Origin of the sequence: Paenibacillus paeoniae, from assembly GCF_003388735.1 — a bacterium.
GTDB lineage: Bacteria > Bacillota > Bacilli > Paenibacillales > Paenibacillaceae > Pristimantibacillus > Pristimantibacillus paeoniae.
Map to the genome: position 1 here is coordinate 142,807 of NZ_QUBQ01000001.1, position 17,386 is coordinate 160,192.

Below are 17,386 nucleotides of genomic sequence, written 5' to 3' on the forward strand. Positions count from 1 at the left end.
TAGGTGATGAAAAATGACTCAAATGCTATATCATGCGATATTACCTAAAAACCACGAACATCATGTTTCGATTGATGAGGTTTTGAAAAGCGGGATTAACCACTTGACAAAATCCAATTATTGGTACGGAAATGGAGGGGAGGTAAGGTTGCAATTAACTAACCAACTTAGACCGTCAGGTATACCTTTATGGGTTGATTTCAAGAAAGCTGTTGGCATTAATCTACACTTTCATAAACCAGGGTCATTTTGTTTTCCAGTGTTTACTGATAAAATATTGGTTTTTGATGGTGATATTTCAATGTCAATCTACGACCAAGCATTTTATGAGGATTTGAAGTATACCGATGAAGAGGCACTGGATTTTGACACAGGTGAAAGTATAGAACACTGGGTGAGATTATATTGGGACAGTTTGATGACACTTGATGAATACGAAGCAAAGAAACCCTATTCAAAACCACAAGTATTGGTATTTGAACCAGTTCCTAAAGAGATTATCCAAATATGTGAAGAATAAGGGAAAGAGACCTTGATTGGCACTATGCCTTTCAAGGTTTTTTTAGGGGGCTACCCAATGCTGAATCATCATTCAATCAATAACATATGGTATTGGTCATAGCGATGTTACGGTCTGACGAGATACATCGGGACTGCGTAGAACCATGATGTCTTGGGTACCCTGCCGCAACTGGCTATTCTATCAGCGTTGCAGGGCGAAGGCTAAGGTAAACCAAAAGCACAGATTAGTGTCGTACAAAGTGTAACTACTTTTGGAGCAAGCCAATAATCTTAAGGGGTCTTCTAGTAGTAGTGAGGGAGCAAGCAAAATGATTTTGTTACCCACACTCTGAAAAGCACGTGTATGACCCAATAAGCCATTAACTCCCAATCTTTCACAAAATGGTGGAGATGTTGACGTTGTAAAAATATCACAAAAAGAATGACTAAGCTAATCCTGATAGAGCATATTCAAACTGGCCAAATCCCAATAACCCTAATAAAAAAAGAATAACAAAGTATTATAAAGAGTTTGACGGTAATATTAGTACATCTAATACTCCGACAAGAAGTCATAGAGTGTTTGAAAACTTAGATGACTCTACGAGAAGCTCACATTTTCCTTACGTTCCAAGAAAACCAAAAGAATAAATTGGGTGGTGATAAGATGAATGGTATGTTATATCACGCTTACTTGCCTGAAGACCATGAGCATTATATTTCCATGAAAGAGATTATGTCGGAGGGTATAAACCATATTACAAAATCTAACAACCGATACAGCAATGGTGGTAGGGTGCAACTTGATGTTACGGAGCGGTGTAGACCTTTGAATACACCAAGTTGGGTTAATTTCAGGGAAGCAATCGGTGTTGATCTGGTCAATCGGTTTACAAAGTCATTTTGTTTTCCTGAATTTACGAGTAAAATCCTAGTCTTTGATTGGGAAATTTCAATATCCATTTACGACCAAGCATTTTATGAGGATTTTAAGGATACTGATGAGGAAGCTCTGAATTTTGACACTGGTGAAAGTATAGAACACTGGGTGAGATTATATTGGGATAGTTTGATGACACTTGATGAATACAAAGCAAAGAAACCCTATCAAACCCCGGAAGTATTGGTTTTTGAACAAATTCCTAAAGAGATTATCCAAGTATGTGAAGAATAAGGGAAAGAGACCTTGATTGGCTATATGCCTTTCAAGGTTTTCTTCTTGAGGAAGCTCCCTAGTGCCGAATGAATCCATCATATAACCAATAACATATGGTAACATGGTCAGTCGGTGTTACGAGCTTAAGAATCATAAATGGACTGCATATAACCGCTTATGATTATGATGTATGTGGTCCGAGTTGCAATAGAAGTGGAGGAAATGTGTTTTTGTGAAAACATATGTTGAATTCTTGGAAGATCATTTAGGCCAGATTGAATATGGTTGGAGTAGAGATAGTGAAGGTAATGAAGTGCCATTTCAAATAGTAAAGTATAGTGAAGGACCCTTTACTGGTACAGTTACTTATTCAACTTTAGGAATGAGTAACGAGAGATTAGTATCGTCAGTTTCAAAAAAGCAGATTAGACAAGAGTTAATATTTGTTTCATATTCAACTTTTGGGGATGAGAATATTCCCGGCATTCTCCAACAAGTGGGGTTAGAGGCATTGAAGACTAATAATGCCTATTTAAGAGGAGATGTTATAGGGCCATATGGAACATTATTTGAAGGCTCAGAATTAGAAGCATTATATGTTACAATGCCGGTTTATTTCCCAGATTCTTTTCATACATTTGATTGTGTTGGTGATCTATCGATAATTCAAGCGTGGCTAGTACCGATTACTTTTGATGAAGCGATTTTTATAAAACAATATGGATGGGAAGAGTTCGAGGATATGCTAGTGAAGGTAGATCCTGACTTAATTAATTTTAAACGTGTAAGTATCATTACTTAGAGAGCAAAAATTTCATTGACCTTGAGGGGCTTATGCCTTTCAAGGTCTTTTCTTTAGTCGAGGGCTATCAATGCCCAATGAACAGATAGTTCAACCAATATCATACTTTACTGATGTTAATCGTTTTGTTTAATCTCATCATCCTATACAAGATAAATGGGTGCAAAAAATGTTAAGAGATATAATAGAGGAAAAGTCTATCCATTCTATTAAAACGGCTTCTAAAGGTCCACACGTTCAAATTTATTCAGCTAAAAGGTAAGACGAGCTATAAAGGAGAATAGCACAGATATTCGCTATGAATTTTAAACAAAGATATTAATTAGGTAACGAAGCATAATGTGCTAACACTCATGTTAATGGCAAGTAAATTCCTGATGGAGTTAGGCCGGCGAATCCAATTGCAATTCCAAAGAAGAGGAGGTAGAGATGGTGGATGCATTAAGTTGGCTTCAGGATTGGTATTCTCAAAACTGTAACGGTGATTGGGAACATAACTTTGGAGTGAAGATCGACACTGTTGATAATCCAGGTTGGTCTGTTGAAATTAATATAGTTGAAACAAATTTAGAACATGAAAAATTTAATTCAATAGAAGTTGAACGAGATGAAGAAGATTGGTATTACTGTATAGTTAGGGATGGAGTATTTCATGGTGCAGGTGGAGTAAGGAATTTAGAAGAAATATTGACTTGTTTTAGACAGTGGGCTTCAAGTCAAGACAGAAATTAGATCTATGCTCGCATTAAATAAGGAACACTTGATAGAGTAAGCTTTTTAAGGTTTCTTTTTAGTTGGTTATTATTATAATTACAAAATACTACAAGGAGTATGATTTTGACACAGGTGAAAGTATAGAACACTGGATGAGATTATATTGGGACAGTTTGATGACACTTGATGAATACGAAGCAAAGAAACCCTATTCAAAATCACAAGTATTGGTTTTTGAACCAGTTCCTAAAGAGATTATCCAAGTATGTGAAGAATAAGCGAAAGAAACCTTGATTGGCACTATGCCTTTCAAGGTTTCTTTTTTAAGTAGAAGGGACGAATGAAGCTAACATTCAATCAATAACCCTTGTAATACCTGTATAAAGATTTCCTCATTCCGGTTATACGCACAAGAAAAAGCTTGAACATTCAACAAGCTGCAGAAATAAATCGAGAGGATATATGCTCAGCACAATATGAGGGCAAACATGTAATAAAAGATTCAAAGGAAAAGCTAGCAGTACTAGAGAATATGTTTACACTAACAAAGACGGTGAAAAAATGTAATTCAAGACCATAGTGCAGGACACCAAAAAAGTGGGCAAGCTCCCCCAGTTTAATGTAAGTTCTGTCGATAGTATCCGAACAGAAAAAGTTGATGGTACGATGGAGCATTATCCATTTAAAAATAGAGGTGGTTAAGAAGTGTGGTATGAAGTCTTGGAAAGAAACTACTTTCTAGTAAGTTTGTATGAGCAAGTGCCTGAACTTAAGGACGTTCGTATTGCTGAAGTAAACATCCTCGATGAAGGACGTGTTGTTGCAGTGAATTTTGATATGCCTTATTATGCGAAAGACCACCCAAGAAGTGGGTGGAACTAGGCGATAATACTGTTGCTGTTAGAATTGACTTGTCGGCTGTTCAAGAGATTACACTGAATTCCGGTTCATTAGACTACAAGGCAAATATTGAAATCTTCAAGGCTGAAGCAGGATTTGTTCAAACTGTTACTGGCTATTGTAATTAAATAATTGCATTGAATGGCTACATGCCTTCCAGGGCTTAGTTTTGGCGGGGGCTACCCAATGTCCAATGAACCCATTATTCAACCAATAACAAACATAACCCATGTAATATCCGTATAAAGATTTCTCCGTATCATTTCAAGCACACCAAGTGCTTAAATTTTATAACCTAAATAACGGTATTCCGTTATATCAGTGCTTGACGAAATCAACCAAGGTGGAAAACGGAAAAATATCAGCTAATTCTGTATGGTTGAACGTCCTACCTACGACAAAAAAGAATAGACCGATGAAGAATTCGTCTATCACGACGACGAAAGCTATGATGTCTTTCCAAACACGGATAGGGCCAGTCTCTAGCGGCCACTACTGACCTTTAGAGGCTGATTATTACATATTCCCAGTTCTAACAGACATTTGCGGCCGTTAGAAGACGTTATCCCCGCAATCGTCCCTTTTTCAGCCTGTAAGGGACATTCGTGACCGTTACATTCTCATTTCACTGCATTTTCGCTTCTAGCGGACGACGATGACCATTAGCGTACATGTTGCCTTCGCCGATGTAAAAATTGCTATGACGTGCCGCTATAAAGCTGGCATTTTCGTAGTATTTGACCGCAATCGATTGTTAGTTTGACTGCCAAGCACTAATTAGTAGGTTGAGCCTTGAAAGGCAGGGTGATTTAATGGAAATGATCAAAAGAATAACAGACAATGATATTCTGGGTAGTGCCCCTGAATGGATTGAATCCATTTCAAGATATGGGGCAAGAGGTGTGTTGGTTGATGACATGTTGAACGTTGCAATGATGCATATGTCTAAAACCAACCTTTATAAATTACCTGGCGGAGGAATAAATGAGGGTGAGAGTACAAAGGATGCTTTTTTGCGTGAAGTTAAGGAAGAAACCGGGTGTGAAGCTGAAATTATTCACGAGTTAGGATATATCGAAGAACATAAAAATAAAAATGATTTTATGCAATTTTCCTACTGTTTTATAGCGAAAGTACGCCAAGGAATCAGTAAAACAATGCTTAGTGATAGCGAATTGCAACTTGGAATGACGGTTGAATGGATGACATTAGACAAAGCATTAGAAGTGATGGAGCACTCGATGTCAAATTGTAATGATTACTCTACTAAATTTATGATTTTACGGGATAAGATTATTCTTGAAAAAGCGGTGGGTCTATTGCCTGTGAAAAGAACGAATAGGAGAGGCAACAGAAGGTAAAAATTCTAAGGAAATATGATTGGCTGGCTGAAAACCACACAGAGTGTAGCATGCTTGATCATCTTCATCCTGCACTTATTTTAGAACGAAAAGCCCAAAAAGAGTGAGATGCCTCAGGCAGCTCACTCTTTTTAACCACCAACTATGTCTTACTTCATAAATCCTTCTTCAAATATCTTAAACAGATTTTCAAGCGTTGTTGGATCGCTGTAAGACGAAGCATCTGTGTTGATTTCGATCACATGGCCGTTCGCTACAGCAGGGATGTTCTTCCATGTTTCCAGCTCCATGAAGGAAACGTCGACCTGCGATCTTCTGCTGAGGATAATATAATCGCCAGCATACTCGCTTACAACTTCGGTAGACAGAGCAAACAATCCAGGCCCAAGAGCGTCTTCTTTTACTTTCTCTGGCATGTTCAGCTTCATCGCCTGATAGAGCAGCTCGGTTCCTCTAGCAAAGTTGTTGCCGAATGTGTAGAAGGTTTTGTTATCGCCAACTTCGAGAACGGATACTGTTGCATTTTCGCCGATTTTTTCTTTTACTTTTTGGCCTAATGCTTCAGCGCGTACTGTAAAATCGTCAATCCAGGCTTGCGCTTCTTTCTCTTTATTCACCAGTTTGCCGACTTCAAGCTGTTGGGTCAAATAGTCGTTTTTGCCCCATGTATACACTACTGTTGGCGCAATTTCTTGCAGCTTCGCGATATTATTAATATGAGCGCCGGCAAGAATCAGGTCCGGTTCCAGCTCCAGAATTTTCTCCAGGCTAGTCTCAGAGACTACGGCAGTGTCAGTCAGCATTTCTTTGAAGAGGGGATTGCCGTACGTCCACTCGTCGACTCCTACAAGCTTAACGCCTAGCGAGAGCAAATTAGGTGCGCTAGACAGCGCAACAATACGCTGAGGATTAGCCGGGACTTCTACCGGACCGAGCTCGGATTGATAGGTTATCGTATCACCGCTGCTATTGCCGCCTTCGGGCGCAGTCGATTCGCTTGGACTTGGGGACGGGGATTGATTATTAACAGTGTTGCTTCCGCACGCGCTGACAATCAACACGAGTAATAGGATGAATGGAATTGCTAGTGCTTTTTTCATTTTTTGAAACGCCAACCCTTCTATACGTTGATAGTGATTCTCATTTGCAGACAAAGGTTATTAAATCATATTACACATCTAATTGTCAACAAAAGCGCCATCTAATCTGGATACTTGAAAGATCGAACTCTGCTGTTACTCATGCATATATAGAAGGAATACGTCGGGTGATTACGTCGACATGGTGAAAGCTGCCCGATAGACTGTGCGATTTAAACCAAAAGTTTAAACGCTTTAATTTTGTTGTTGACTTTCAATTAGCACGATTTTACAATGTGTATATAAGCGCTTTCATTTTGAAGGGAGTGAAGGGTTCGGCGCCACAAGGAAGTTTATCACATTAAAAGTTAAAGCGCTTAAATTTAAGTACTCCACTATTTTTGAAAGGCAGTGATAATGTTGAAGATTCGTGATTCCTACAAGCCTTACTCGCCAGTGGCCATTATCTCCATCATGGTGTTGGTTGTTGCTCTGGTCTTATCTCTTACGTTAGCTCCTATTGGTTATGCTGCAAGTGCGGTTACGAAATCCGATGATTCGGTTAAGCCGCTAAGAGCGTTTCCACAGCACATGAACTATGCGGAAGGAAGCATTAAGCCGAGCCATGTGACCCAGAAGCAGATGGATGCTGAAGTTGGGTTGCTGTATGACCAGTTTAAGCTGAAATATATTAAGAAAAATCCGTATGATGACAGCCAGTACTATGTCTGGTACAACGACGGCGGCTGGAGCGGGGATGCTATTACTGTGTCTGAAGCACATGGCTATGGCATGATGATTACAGCGATTATGGCTGGACATGATCCAGAGGCGAAAAAAATATTCGACGGCATGCACCGATATTTCCGCGCGCATCCAAGTGAGCTTCATCCTGACCTGATGGCTTGGCAACAGGCTGACCGTGACGGAAAGATCATCGATGTGAACGGCACGGACTCCGCGATCGACGGAGACATGGATATTGCCTATGCTTTGCTGCTTGCTGACAAGCAATGGGGCAGCAATGGCGCGATTAACTACAAGAGCGAAGCGGTCAAAGTGATTAATGCGATCATGGAGAGCGAAGTTCATCCGGAGAACTTCCACCTGCAATTGGGTGACTGGGTTCCAATCTCCGATAGCGAGCCAAGCTTCAAGCCGGCTTCACGTCCTTCGGACTTCATGCTTCAGCATTTGAAGGAATTCCACAAAGCAACAGGCGACAAGCGCTGGTTGAATGTCATTGAGACGACATATGGCATCATTGATGATGTATACAAAACATATAGTCCAAAGACTGGATTGCTGCCGGACTTCGTTTACCGCGATGCGGACGGCAAATACAAGCCGGTATCGGAATTCAAATGGACGAGCGAAAGCGGGAACTTCCTGGAATCCGAATTCGATGGCGCGTATAACTACAACTCTTGCCGTACGCCTTGGCGGATTGCATCCGACTTCCTGCTGACAGGCGATAAGAGAGCTTATGATCAATTGTCTACGTTGAACGCATTTGTATCTGAGAAGCATAACGCACCATATGAAGTATGGTCCGGTTATTCGCTTGACGGCAAGACGAAGCTGAGCGAGTGGGATGGTGGCCTTGAATATACGGCTCCGTTCATGGTCAGCGCAATGATCGACAAGAGCAATCAACAATGGCTGAACGATCTGTGGGATTACCACACAGAAGAAGCAAACTCGACTGCTCTGGAATGGCGTTATTACTACGGCAACTCGATCCGTCTGCTTAGCATGATCGTTGTTTCCGGCAACTGGTGGTCGCCGACTGGTGTAGCTTCTACCGACATTGCAGGCCATGCGGCTGAAGCGGATATCGTGAAATCGCTTGCTGAGGGCATTGTGAACGGATACCCGAACGGCACATTCAAGCCGGATGAAGGCGTATCCCGTGCAGAGTTCTCTGTTATGCTGGCGAAGTCGCTGAAGCTGGAAGGCAACGGAGCCTCGCTGATTTTCGAGGATAAAGCGACGATCGCACCTTGGGCTAACCGTTATGTCGCACAGCTCGTAGAAGCAGGAATTGCTAATGGACTCTTCGGAACACAGTTTCTGCCATCGCAGAAGCTGACGAGAGCGGAAGCAGCTGTTATACTGGCATCTGCGAAGAAGCTGGAGCTGTCGACGGAGTCTGCAGCGACAGGTTTCTCCGATGATGATGCTATACCTGCCTGGGCTAAACCATCGGTTCTGGCTTTGGGTGAAGCAGGAGTTGCGTTGTTCAAAGCGCAATCCAAGCCGTTCGGACCGGATACTGTGCTAACACGCGCAGAAGCCATTACAATATTGAGGACGCTTGCGACCGCTTAAGACATCGATTCGATCCGTGCCAGGCAGCGGGACTGCCAACTTCACTCAAAATGTGATATCGTAAAGAAATACGCGGTACTATCGCAAGGAGAGAAGCACGGATGAAAGTGAACATATTCGACGTGGCACGGAAATCGGGATTATCGGTTGTGACCGTGTCACGGGTCATTAATAACGCGGGAACGGTGCGGGAGAAGAACCGGATTAAGGTCCTTCATGCTATGCAGGAGCTTGGTTATTCTCCTAGTGCCGCCGCCCGCAGTCTCGCTCGAGGAAAAACAGGCGTAATCGGCATTGCGATCATGACGCTGAACGACTCATTCCTCGATGCGGTTGTGAAGGAAATCAATGACAAGATGGCGGAGCATCATTATTTGCTGGCGCTCTACATCTCGCAAGAAAATGAAAAGGATATGCATAATGCCATATTTCAAGAAGATCGGGTAGACGGGATGATTGTGCTGTCCCCGATTAATGAAGAGAGATACGAGCAGGAATTGACACGCAAAAATATCCCTTACGTACTCGTCGATAATCAGCAAGTGGACTCCCTCGCGCCGTCTGTGCAAATTGATAATTTTCGCGGCGGCTACGAGGCGACGAAGCACTTGATTGATCTGGGTCATGTCTCTATTGCTCATATATGCGGCCCTGATTCCTTCCTCAGCAGCAAAGAAAGAGTTCGCGGCTACAAGGAAGCGATGGCGGAAGCAGGTCTTGAACCGCGTGTTGAATATGGCAATTTCGACATTCCATCCGGTTACGAGATTGCGGATCGCTGGATGAAGACGAATACTCTGCCAACGGCTGTGTTCGCCGGAGATGACATGATGGCATTCGGCGTCATGGACGCGCTGAAGAACAACGGTCTTCGCATACCAGATGATGTATCTGTCGTTGGGTACGATGATCAGCTGTTTGCGACTCAGATTCGACCATGGCTTACGACCGTACGCCAGCCTGTGGAATGGATCGGTGCTCAGGCCATAGAATTGTTGCTCAAGCAGATTGAGCACAAGGAAGACATCCACGATGGCGTGGCAGAGCATATCAAGCTTCAACCGGAGTTAATTGTCCGAGAATCTACGAAGCGGCTGAATTCCAAGCGACAGTAAGGAATAGCATAGCGATGCACAAAGCTTGCTCGGAACCCTCTCTTTAAAAGTCTCATAAAAACAGTTGGAGGTGTCGTGATGAACACGAATCTATTGTTTTGCGGGAAAGACTTGAAAAGAGGTAGTACACTAAGGAAAGTCATGAGTATAGGCCTTGTCATGGCCTTGCTTATGACAGTTGTGAAAGCGCATTCATTTATGATTGAAACCGCTCATGGAGCGGGTGAGCTGCGTCCTTTTCCGCAGCAGGTATCCTATGCGGGTATTATTAAGCCTAATCATGTGACTCAGGCCTCCATGAATACAGCGGTTGCATCCTATTATGATTATTGGAAAGGGAAGTATCTGAAAAACAATCTGGCTTCCCTGCCAGGCGGCTACTATGTACAGGGTGAGATTACAGGCAGCTCGGGCGGCTTCATACCGCTGGGCACATCGGAGGGACAAGGCTACGGGATGATCATTACAGCGCTCATGGCTGGACATGACACCAATGCCAAAACGATCTACGACGGATTGTTCAAGACGGCCAGAGCCTTCAAAAGCTCCATTAATTCCAATCTGATGGGCTGGGTTGTAGCCGACCATATCAATGCACAGGGCAATTTCAGCTCGGCAACGGATGGCGATTTGGACATCGCTTACTCGCTCATTTTGGCTCATAACCAATGGGGCTCGGGCGGTACAATCAACTATTTGCAAGAAGCTGTCAAAATGATCAATGCAATCAAAGCAAGCAACGTAACGAACAACAATCGTTTGAATCTGGGAGACTGGGATTCCAAGACGACTCATAATTCAAGACCTTCGGACTGGATGATGAGTCATCTGCGTGCCTTCCATGAAGTGACTGGTGACAATACGTGGCTGAACGTGATCAACGCGCTCTATACGGCTTATTCCCAAGTAAGCAATACGTACGCGCCGACAACCGGTTTGATCTCTGACTTTATTGTAAACAATCCGGCTCAGCCTGCTCCGGAGTGGTTTCTGAACGAGTTCCAGCAGACGAACCAATATTACTACAATGCAGCGAGAGTACCGCTCAGAATGGTGATGGATTATGCCATGTACGGCGAGACGCGCGGCAAGACGATCGTGGACAAAATGTTGACCTGGATTAAAGGAGCTGCAGGTAATTCGCCATCCAATATAAAGGCGGGTTATTCGCTTAGCGGCACCGCGCTTAACACGTATAGCTCATCTATATTCACCTCGCCATTCATTTCTGGCGCTACGGCAAGCAGCGGCAATCAGGCATGGGTGAACGCAGGTTGGGATTATATGAGAAATGCGAAGTCCAGCTATTTCGGTGACTCCTACAATATGCTTAATCTGCTCTACATCTCGGGCAACTGGTGGAAGCCTACTGCGCAGGGCGGCGGCTCGACCGGTACCGTGAACTTGCCTGTCGTATCGGACACCTATGTAAGAGGAGGCACGTACAGCACGATCAATTACAGCACGGAAACGACGATGACGGTCAAGAAAAACGATCCGAATGCGGCTTTTGCCAGACAGGGCTATTTGAAATTCAACAAACCTTCGGTGAGCGGTCCGATTACTTCAGCCAAAATCAGGCTGTATGTGGAGAGCATTCACAGCAATGCAACCTCCGTACCTATACGGGCATTCGGCATTAATAACAATTCGTGGTCGGAGGCGGGAATCACCTTTGCGAATCAGCCGACAGAAGCGGGCGTGTCCCAAGGTTCTGCTACGGCAACCGGAACGGCCGGCTATATCTATCTGGATGTAACTTCATTCGTGAATTCGCAATCCGGCGCCACCATTTCATTCCGTCTTGCGGGGATTGACCATGATGCCGGAGCGGTGCTCGCGACCAAAGAAAACGCTACAGCTTCCAAACGTCCGGTTCTCATCATTAATTGAGGACGTCTCAAAGTCTGGCTTTCCACTTGAAGGATGTTTCAGTTGATCACAAATAGTCTCAAAATGAGTAATGGCGATGCTAAGGAACTTGTTCCTGGCATCGCCTTTTTATGTTTCGCATCTATTCAAGGGATATTGAAGGGTTGGGAATGGAAAGGTTTTTTGTTGAATAGTCCTACATGGCGGGAGCAAACGGAGCAAGTCATATTCTGGAGAAGCGATAGCGTTCGCCTTTATATCCGGATTCCAACCATGTTTCATTGTTCAGGGAATCTGGATATAACAGCGATCGGAAGAATATGACTTGCGCAGTTTGTGTGTTTGGCATGGAATGTTCTTTTTGGGTGGTCTTTGGCCGTCTATGATTTGAAAAAGGACAACAGCCATAATCATGAGGCAAAAAAACACTTCTGTTCTTATCATCCATATTATAGTAGAGTATGAATGAACGTTCATTCAAAATATCTTTAATTGAGATAGAATAACTTTTATGATCCCTGCCCAACAAATGAGAGGAGTGCGCCTATGTCAGTCCAGAGCGAGCAGTTGCAGCAGTTTTTCAAGCAGAGCTTTGAAGAAACATCGAGGGAGCATGGCGTCCGGCAGATCATGCTGCATGCGGTCGATGTGTTTTCACGTAAAGGCTTTGCCGGGACAAAAATTAAGGATATTGCCGAGCACGCTGGTTTCAGCCAGGGCTATGTCTATAATTACTTCAAATCCAAAGATGAGATTTTCACTCGAATTGTGGAGCAGGCTATGGATGGAGCGGGCAAGGCTGTGGCATTCGCTTCCCAATTGGAAGGAACCCCGATGCAGCGGATTACGTGGTTGACGGAAGCATTTCTGGAGCCGAACAGCATCGCCATGCAGCATTGGCGGCTTAATCTGCTACAGACCGCTGCTGTGGATGCGATTCCCGAAGAGGCCAAGCGGATTGCGAGGGAAAAGATGGGAGAGCCATTCAAGCATTTTGTGCCGATGGTCATAGAAGGGCAGCGTCTAGGTGAGATTGTGGAGGGTGATCCGCTTATGCTTGCCATCACTTATTTCTCGTTTGTTCAAGGGCTTGGCATCTCCCGTATTCAGACTAAGGGCGATCTGCCATTCCCTGACGCCAATATCGTATTAGCCTTTTTGAGAAAACCCGTTAACTAACCAATAACTGCATACGCCGCGAAGGGAAGTGTCCTCCTATGATTCAAGTATTCAAATCAGAGCGTGCTCGCCGTGACGTGCTTGCGTCCTACGACGAATTGGTAGGCATGTGGGGCGTTGATGCAGAGTTCCATGAAGTCCCAACCCAATATGGACTTACGCATTGCCTGACTGCGGGAAGCAAGGATCATCCGCCTCTTGTGCTGCTGCACGGAGTAGGCGACAACTCCGCGGTGATGTGGGCGCTCAATATGCGAGCGCTGTCGGAACGGTATTATTGCATCGCCATTGACACGCTTGGCGGACCAGGGAAAAGCGTGCCAAATGAACGTTATGCCAAAGGGCAATTTCAACAAACGGAATGGCTGAGCGAGGTCATCGATTTTTTCAAGCTGGACAAGGTTTATCTGGCAGGTGTATCGAATGGTGCATACATGGCCTACCATTATACGACCGTCCATCCTGAGCGCATTCGGGGAACGATGTGTCTGGAAGGTGGAATCGTGACGAGTCCTATCAAAGCTATGATCACAACGCTGCTGCTCATGTTTCCCGAGATTCTTCTTCCGACGAAGCGCAACATGCACCGAATCGTAAGAAGGCTAAGCTCGCCGCAATCGGATGTGTTCGACCGTTACCCTATGCTGGCCAGCCATTTGGTGCTGCTGATGAAGTCGCATAATCAGAAGGCGATGTTTCCACACCATATCAAGACTTACGATGAGGCGAAGGGAGCCGCGGTGAAGGACAAGCTGTTCTTTCTGCTGGGCGACCAACATCGGATTGTCACGAAGTCAACTGTAGCGTTGATCAAGCAGGGGCAATATGCCTACCGCATATTGGAGAACACGGGGCATGGCATTAATCATGAGCAGCCGCAAGCTGTACATGATGAAATATTCCGTTTTTTTGCTTAAGTAGTTATTTCAAGGAATCAAGCGCTTATGTGTATTTCTACGAACGAGGCCTGATGCGGGTTGAAGAGCGTAGAAATAACTACACTGTAAGCGCTATTTTTTTGCTATAGTACATGTATAATCCTATTTCCAATTGGGACAATCGAACACCTTGACTGACAGGAGGAGCCGTCATGCGCGGATATCCGATCAACCCGCTTATGAAGCTGAACATGAAGCAACAGCTGGTTTTGTTGTTTCTGGTGATGGTCAGTCCCGTCTTCTTGCTTCACTGGTACGGAAACCTTCAAGCAGAGAAGCTGCTGAAGAACCATGTGACGAACGCTTATGTGGAGCTGATCAAGCAAAACCATACCTTAATCAGCCGGGATCTCGACACGGTCAACAAGATTACGGCTACAATCATCCAAAACCCGATAACACAGATGCTTGTACCCAGCAATAAGGATGCTGTAATAGAACGCGTAAGGAAATACGACAAAGTCGACAAGTTGTTGAGTGGCTACTCCATTCCAATCAACGGAGGAGAAGCCGTTTATTATTCTCTATATATTTATGATCCCAATGACTACTATTTTTTTGCGCCAAAACGCCAAATTGCATCGACGGGCGTTTATTTTTTCTCCGACAAAACGAAGCCGGTCTGGTTCGACAAGGCCATAAGCATGCGCGGTACCGGCTACATGGATATTATCGAATACAATTTCGGATTGTCCAAAATCAACACGCTGGCCTACATTAGAGCTGTCGGCAACGTGAACAATGGCAAGGAGTTTCTGGGTGTGTTGATCGCTACTAAAATGGATATCAAGCTGGCAGAATCGCTGCGCTCCGTATCTCTGCCGGAAGGGGTTATCTCTTATACGGATTCCTCCAACCGCATCTTAAGCTCGAGCGTGTCTGGGAAAAACGGGAGGCAATTGGAACTGCCAGTCGACCTGATGGATGGTATCAAAAAGAAACCATTAATGGCAGGGAGCTATATGGTAGAGCCTTATCGCACGTATGATTTGATCACCTCAGATTCGATCTATATCGTGAGCCAGAACGATACGATCGGCCATAAGCTGGTTTATCAAATCCCTGTCCAATCGCTGCTCAAGCAGCAGAACGAGCTGAAGCGGATCATTCAATTCATTACCGTCGCCTATATGTTCCTGGGTTCTGTCATTATGATCTACTTCTGGCGATCGCTTATGACGCCGCTGCAGAAGCTGGCGCAGTTCGTTCGTACTTATGAACCGGGCAAGCTCGTCCCGGAGACGCCGTCAAGGCGACGTCATGACGAGGTGGGCGTTCTGATGTCCTCCCTGTATGATATGGCCCGCAGGCTGAATGCGCTCATTCATTACAAATATCATATGGACCTGAAGGCCAAGGAATCTCAGCTTCAGCTCCTTTACCAGCAGATTAATCCGCATCTGCTCTACAATACGCTGGAGAGTATTTATTGGAAGAGTACGCTGGAGGGCAATTCGGAATCTTCAGAGATGATCAAGGAGCTGTCGAAGCTGATGAAGATCGGCCTTAGCAGAGGACGCGAGCTGATAAGGCTGGAAGAGGAACTGGAGCATGCCAGCGCCTATCTCAACCTGCATCAGAAGCGGTATTCGTATGAGTTCAATGTCATATGGAATATACCGGATGCTGTCAAAATGATACGGATTCCCAAAATATCACTTCAGCCGTTGATCGAAAATGCGATCATCCATGGCGTCAAGCTGATGGGAGACGATGGCGTGATCCAGATATCCGCGTCGCTTGAGGGTGAGCGGGTAACGATTAAGGTGGAGGACAACGGATTCAAGCAGGTTAATATTGCGGCTATCGACAAGTTGTTGAACGAGGAGAAGGTGGATCACAAGCTTGGCTACGGCATCCGCAACATTCATCAGCGCATTCAGCTTCACTTCGGCAATATGTTCGGACTTAGCTATCGCAGGCGTGAAGAAGGCGGGATGGCCGCGATCATTGTATTGCCTGCGACATACGAGGACCCTATTGTGTAATAGATGACTACTGTAAGCAAGAAAGGATGACAACCATGTACAATATTCTCATCGTGGACGACGAACCTCTCATTTGTGAAGGGTTGACAGGGCTGCTGAATTCCTCCGGAATAAGCATCAGCCATATTTACAATGCTCATAGCGGCTATGAGGCTCTTGATTATTTACGCATGGAAAACATAGATTTGCTTGTGACCGATATTCAGATGGGATCCATGAGCGGTATTGAGCTGATGCAGCAAGCCAAAATTATTAAGCCCTGGGTGCAGGTTATCGTCATATCGGCGCATGAGACGTTCCAATATGCGCAGCTTGCTATCAGACTTGGCGCCAAGGACTACTTGATCAAGCCGCTCAACAGCGAACAATTTCTAAGCTCAGTTCGGCATGTGCTGCTTCATATGGATAAGTCGGTGCGCGATCAGGAGCAATTGATGTCTGATTTAAGAGAGCACTTCCATATGCAGGAGCCGCTTCCGGACCGAACGGTCCTTATGAATCGACTGCTGGCCCCGGACACGCAGGAACGGGGTTCTATCGTAGCAGAGCTTGGCAAGCAGTTCCAGACGGATATTAAGGGACCCTACTATGCGATTATTAAAGTTCAGCTTGATTTCGCCTCGGGCGGCCGCGAAGTCTCCGATAAGGATGGGTTGCTGATCCAGTATGCGGCGCTTAATATATCCAATGAATTGCTGGATGTGGAGTGGGATCACGAGTCCTTCTATTCACCTGACCAAGCCATTTGTATCGTCATTCAATGGGATGAAGAACGGTATGGCGATACAAGCGTCAACAAGGTTAATCAGCTTGAGATGATCGGGCGGAGCCTTCATTTCAACATTCATAAGTTTCTCGGTTTTCAATGTGTTGTCGGCATTAGTCAGATCCTGAAGGGCACTGAGTTTCTTGGAGAAGTGCATACGCAAGCGAATAAGGCGATGCGATGGAGCCGCGAGTTCAAGGATCATTATGTGTTTTATTACGGCGATTTCAAGTGGGGGGTTCTTTCGGAGGAGGAGCCGACCGAGGATGAGATTGCAGCGCAAAATAATATGATCGTCGAGCGCTCCAGCAAATACATTCACCAGAATTATGCGCAGAAGGGTTTGACTTTGAACGAAATAGCGCAGAAAAACCATGTTAGTCCCAATTACTTAAGTTATTTGTTCAAGAAGAAGACGGGCTACAATCTTTGGGAATATGTGATCAAGCTGCGAATGGAGGAGAGCAAGCGGCTCATCTTGAATACGGATTTGCGGCGTTATGAGATTTCCGATCAGGTCGGTTACGAATCGCCGGAGCATTTTAGCAAGATTTTCAAAAAATACTACGGAATCAGCCCAAGCGAGATGAAGAAGTAAGATTGCCTATCATCCGAATAGATATGCACATGTTCACGGGCCCCCTCTTTATCTACAATTGATGGTAGATAAACTAATGGAATGAG

At 44.6% G+C, this 17,386-nt stretch carries 13 protein-coding genes and 1 pseudogene; 13 read left to right on the top strand and 1 reads right to left on the bottom strand.

All coding sequences use genetic code 11. The annotated features are described in order from the left end of the window. The first annotated feature begins 13 nt into the window (after positions 1-13). The 6 genes from DX130_RS26285 (at position 14) to DX130_RS00680 (ending at position 5,434) form a co-directional block, all read left to right on the top strand. Positions 14-520, top strand: coding sequence for a DNA polymerase III (locus DX130_RS26285; protein ID WP_165861096.1), 507 nt, complete (start codon positions 14-16; stop codon positions 518-520). A gap of 648 nt (positions 521-1,168) precedes the next feature. Continuing rightward, entirely contained in the window at positions 1,169-1,675 is a 507-nt protein-coding gene (locus DX130_RS26290) for a DNA polymerase III (RefSeq protein ID WP_165861097.1), read from the top strand. Positions 1,676-1,889: 214 nt separating this feature from the next. After that, entirely contained in the window at positions 1,890-2,459 is a 570-nt protein-coding gene (locus tag DX130_RS00665; protein ID WP_116042034.1) for a suppressor of fused domain protein, read from the top strand. 429 nt (positions 2,460-2,888) lie between these two features. Next, positions 2,889-3,191 (top strand): immunity 53 family protein, encoded by a 303-nt coding sequence (locus DX130_RS00670; RefSeq protein ID WP_240643979.1) that lies wholly within the window; start codon positions 2,889-2,891, stop codon positions 3,189-3,191. 687 nt (positions 3,192-3,878) lie between these two features. After that, a complete protein-coding gene (locus DX130_RS26295) occupies positions 3,879-4,055 on the top strand; it encodes a hypothetical protein (RefSeq protein WP_165861098.1) in 177 nt (58 codons plus the stop codon). A gap of 830 nt (positions 4,056-4,885) precedes the next feature. Further along, positions 4,886-5,434 (top strand): NUDIX hydrolase, encoded by a 549-nt coding sequence (locus DX130_RS00680; RefSeq protein WP_116042036.1) that lies wholly within the window; start codon positions 4,886-4,888, stop codon positions 5,432-5,434. Between the two features lie 149 nt (positions 5,435-5,583). On the opposite strand, the gene DX130_RS00685 is transcribed toward DX130_RS00680, so the two are convergent. After that, positions 5,584-6,534 (bottom strand): iron-hydroxamate ABC transporter substrate-binding protein, encoded by a 951-nt coding sequence (locus DX130_RS00685; RefSeq protein WP_116042037.1) that lies wholly within the window; start codon positions 6,532-6,534, stop codon positions 5,584-5,586. Positions 6,535-6,930: 396 nt separating this feature from the next. Between DX130_RS00685 and DX130_RS00690 the strand changes: the two genes are divergently transcribed. The 7 genes and pseudogenes from DX130_RS00690 (at position 6,931) to DX130_RS00725 (ending at position 17,300) form a co-directional block, all read left to right on the top strand. Next, positions 6,931-8,844, top strand: coding sequence for a glycosyl hydrolase family 8 (locus DX130_RS00690; protein ID WP_116042039.1), 1,914 nt, complete (start codon positions 6,931-6,933; stop codon positions 8,842-8,844). 101 nt (positions 8,845-8,945) lie between these two features. Next, entirely contained in the window at positions 8,946-9,959 is a 1,014-nt protein-coding gene (locus DX130_RS00695; protein ID WP_116042040.1) for a LacI family DNA-binding transcriptional regulator, read from the top strand. A 219-nt stretch (positions 9,960-10,178) separates the two neighbouring features. After that, positions 10,179-11,852, top strand: a pseudogene (locus DX130_RS27360) (glycosyl hydrolase family 8); the annotation flags it as partial. Between the two features lie 525 nt (positions 11,853-12,377). Continuing rightward, the gene (locus DX130_RS00710) at positions 12,378-13,010 is read left to right on the top strand and encodes a TetR/AcrR family transcriptional regulator (protein WP_116042045.1); all 633 of its coding nucleotides are present in this window, start codon (positions 12,378-12,380) and stop codon (positions 13,008-13,010) included. Positions 13,011-13,048: 38 nt separating this feature from the next. Then, positions 13,049-13,927: an alpha/beta fold hydrolase gene (locus tag DX130_RS00715; RefSeq protein WP_165861099.1), complete on the top strand. Its 879-nt coding sequence runs from the start codon at positions 13,049-13,051 to the stop codon at positions 13,925-13,927. 173 nt (positions 13,928-14,100) lie between these two features. Beyond that, positions 14,101-15,936: a sensor histidine kinase gene (locus tag DX130_RS00720; RefSeq protein WP_116042047.1), complete on the top strand. Its 1,836-nt coding sequence runs from the start codon at positions 14,101-14,103 to the stop codon at positions 15,934-15,936. A gap of 35 nt (positions 15,937-15,971) precedes the next feature. Beyond that, positions 15,972-17,300: a response regulator transcription factor gene (locus DX130_RS00725; protein WP_116042048.1), complete on the top strand. Its 1,329-nt coding sequence runs from the start codon at positions 15,972-15,974 to the stop codon at positions 17,298-17,300. Positions 17,301-17,386: the final 86 nt, after the last annotated feature.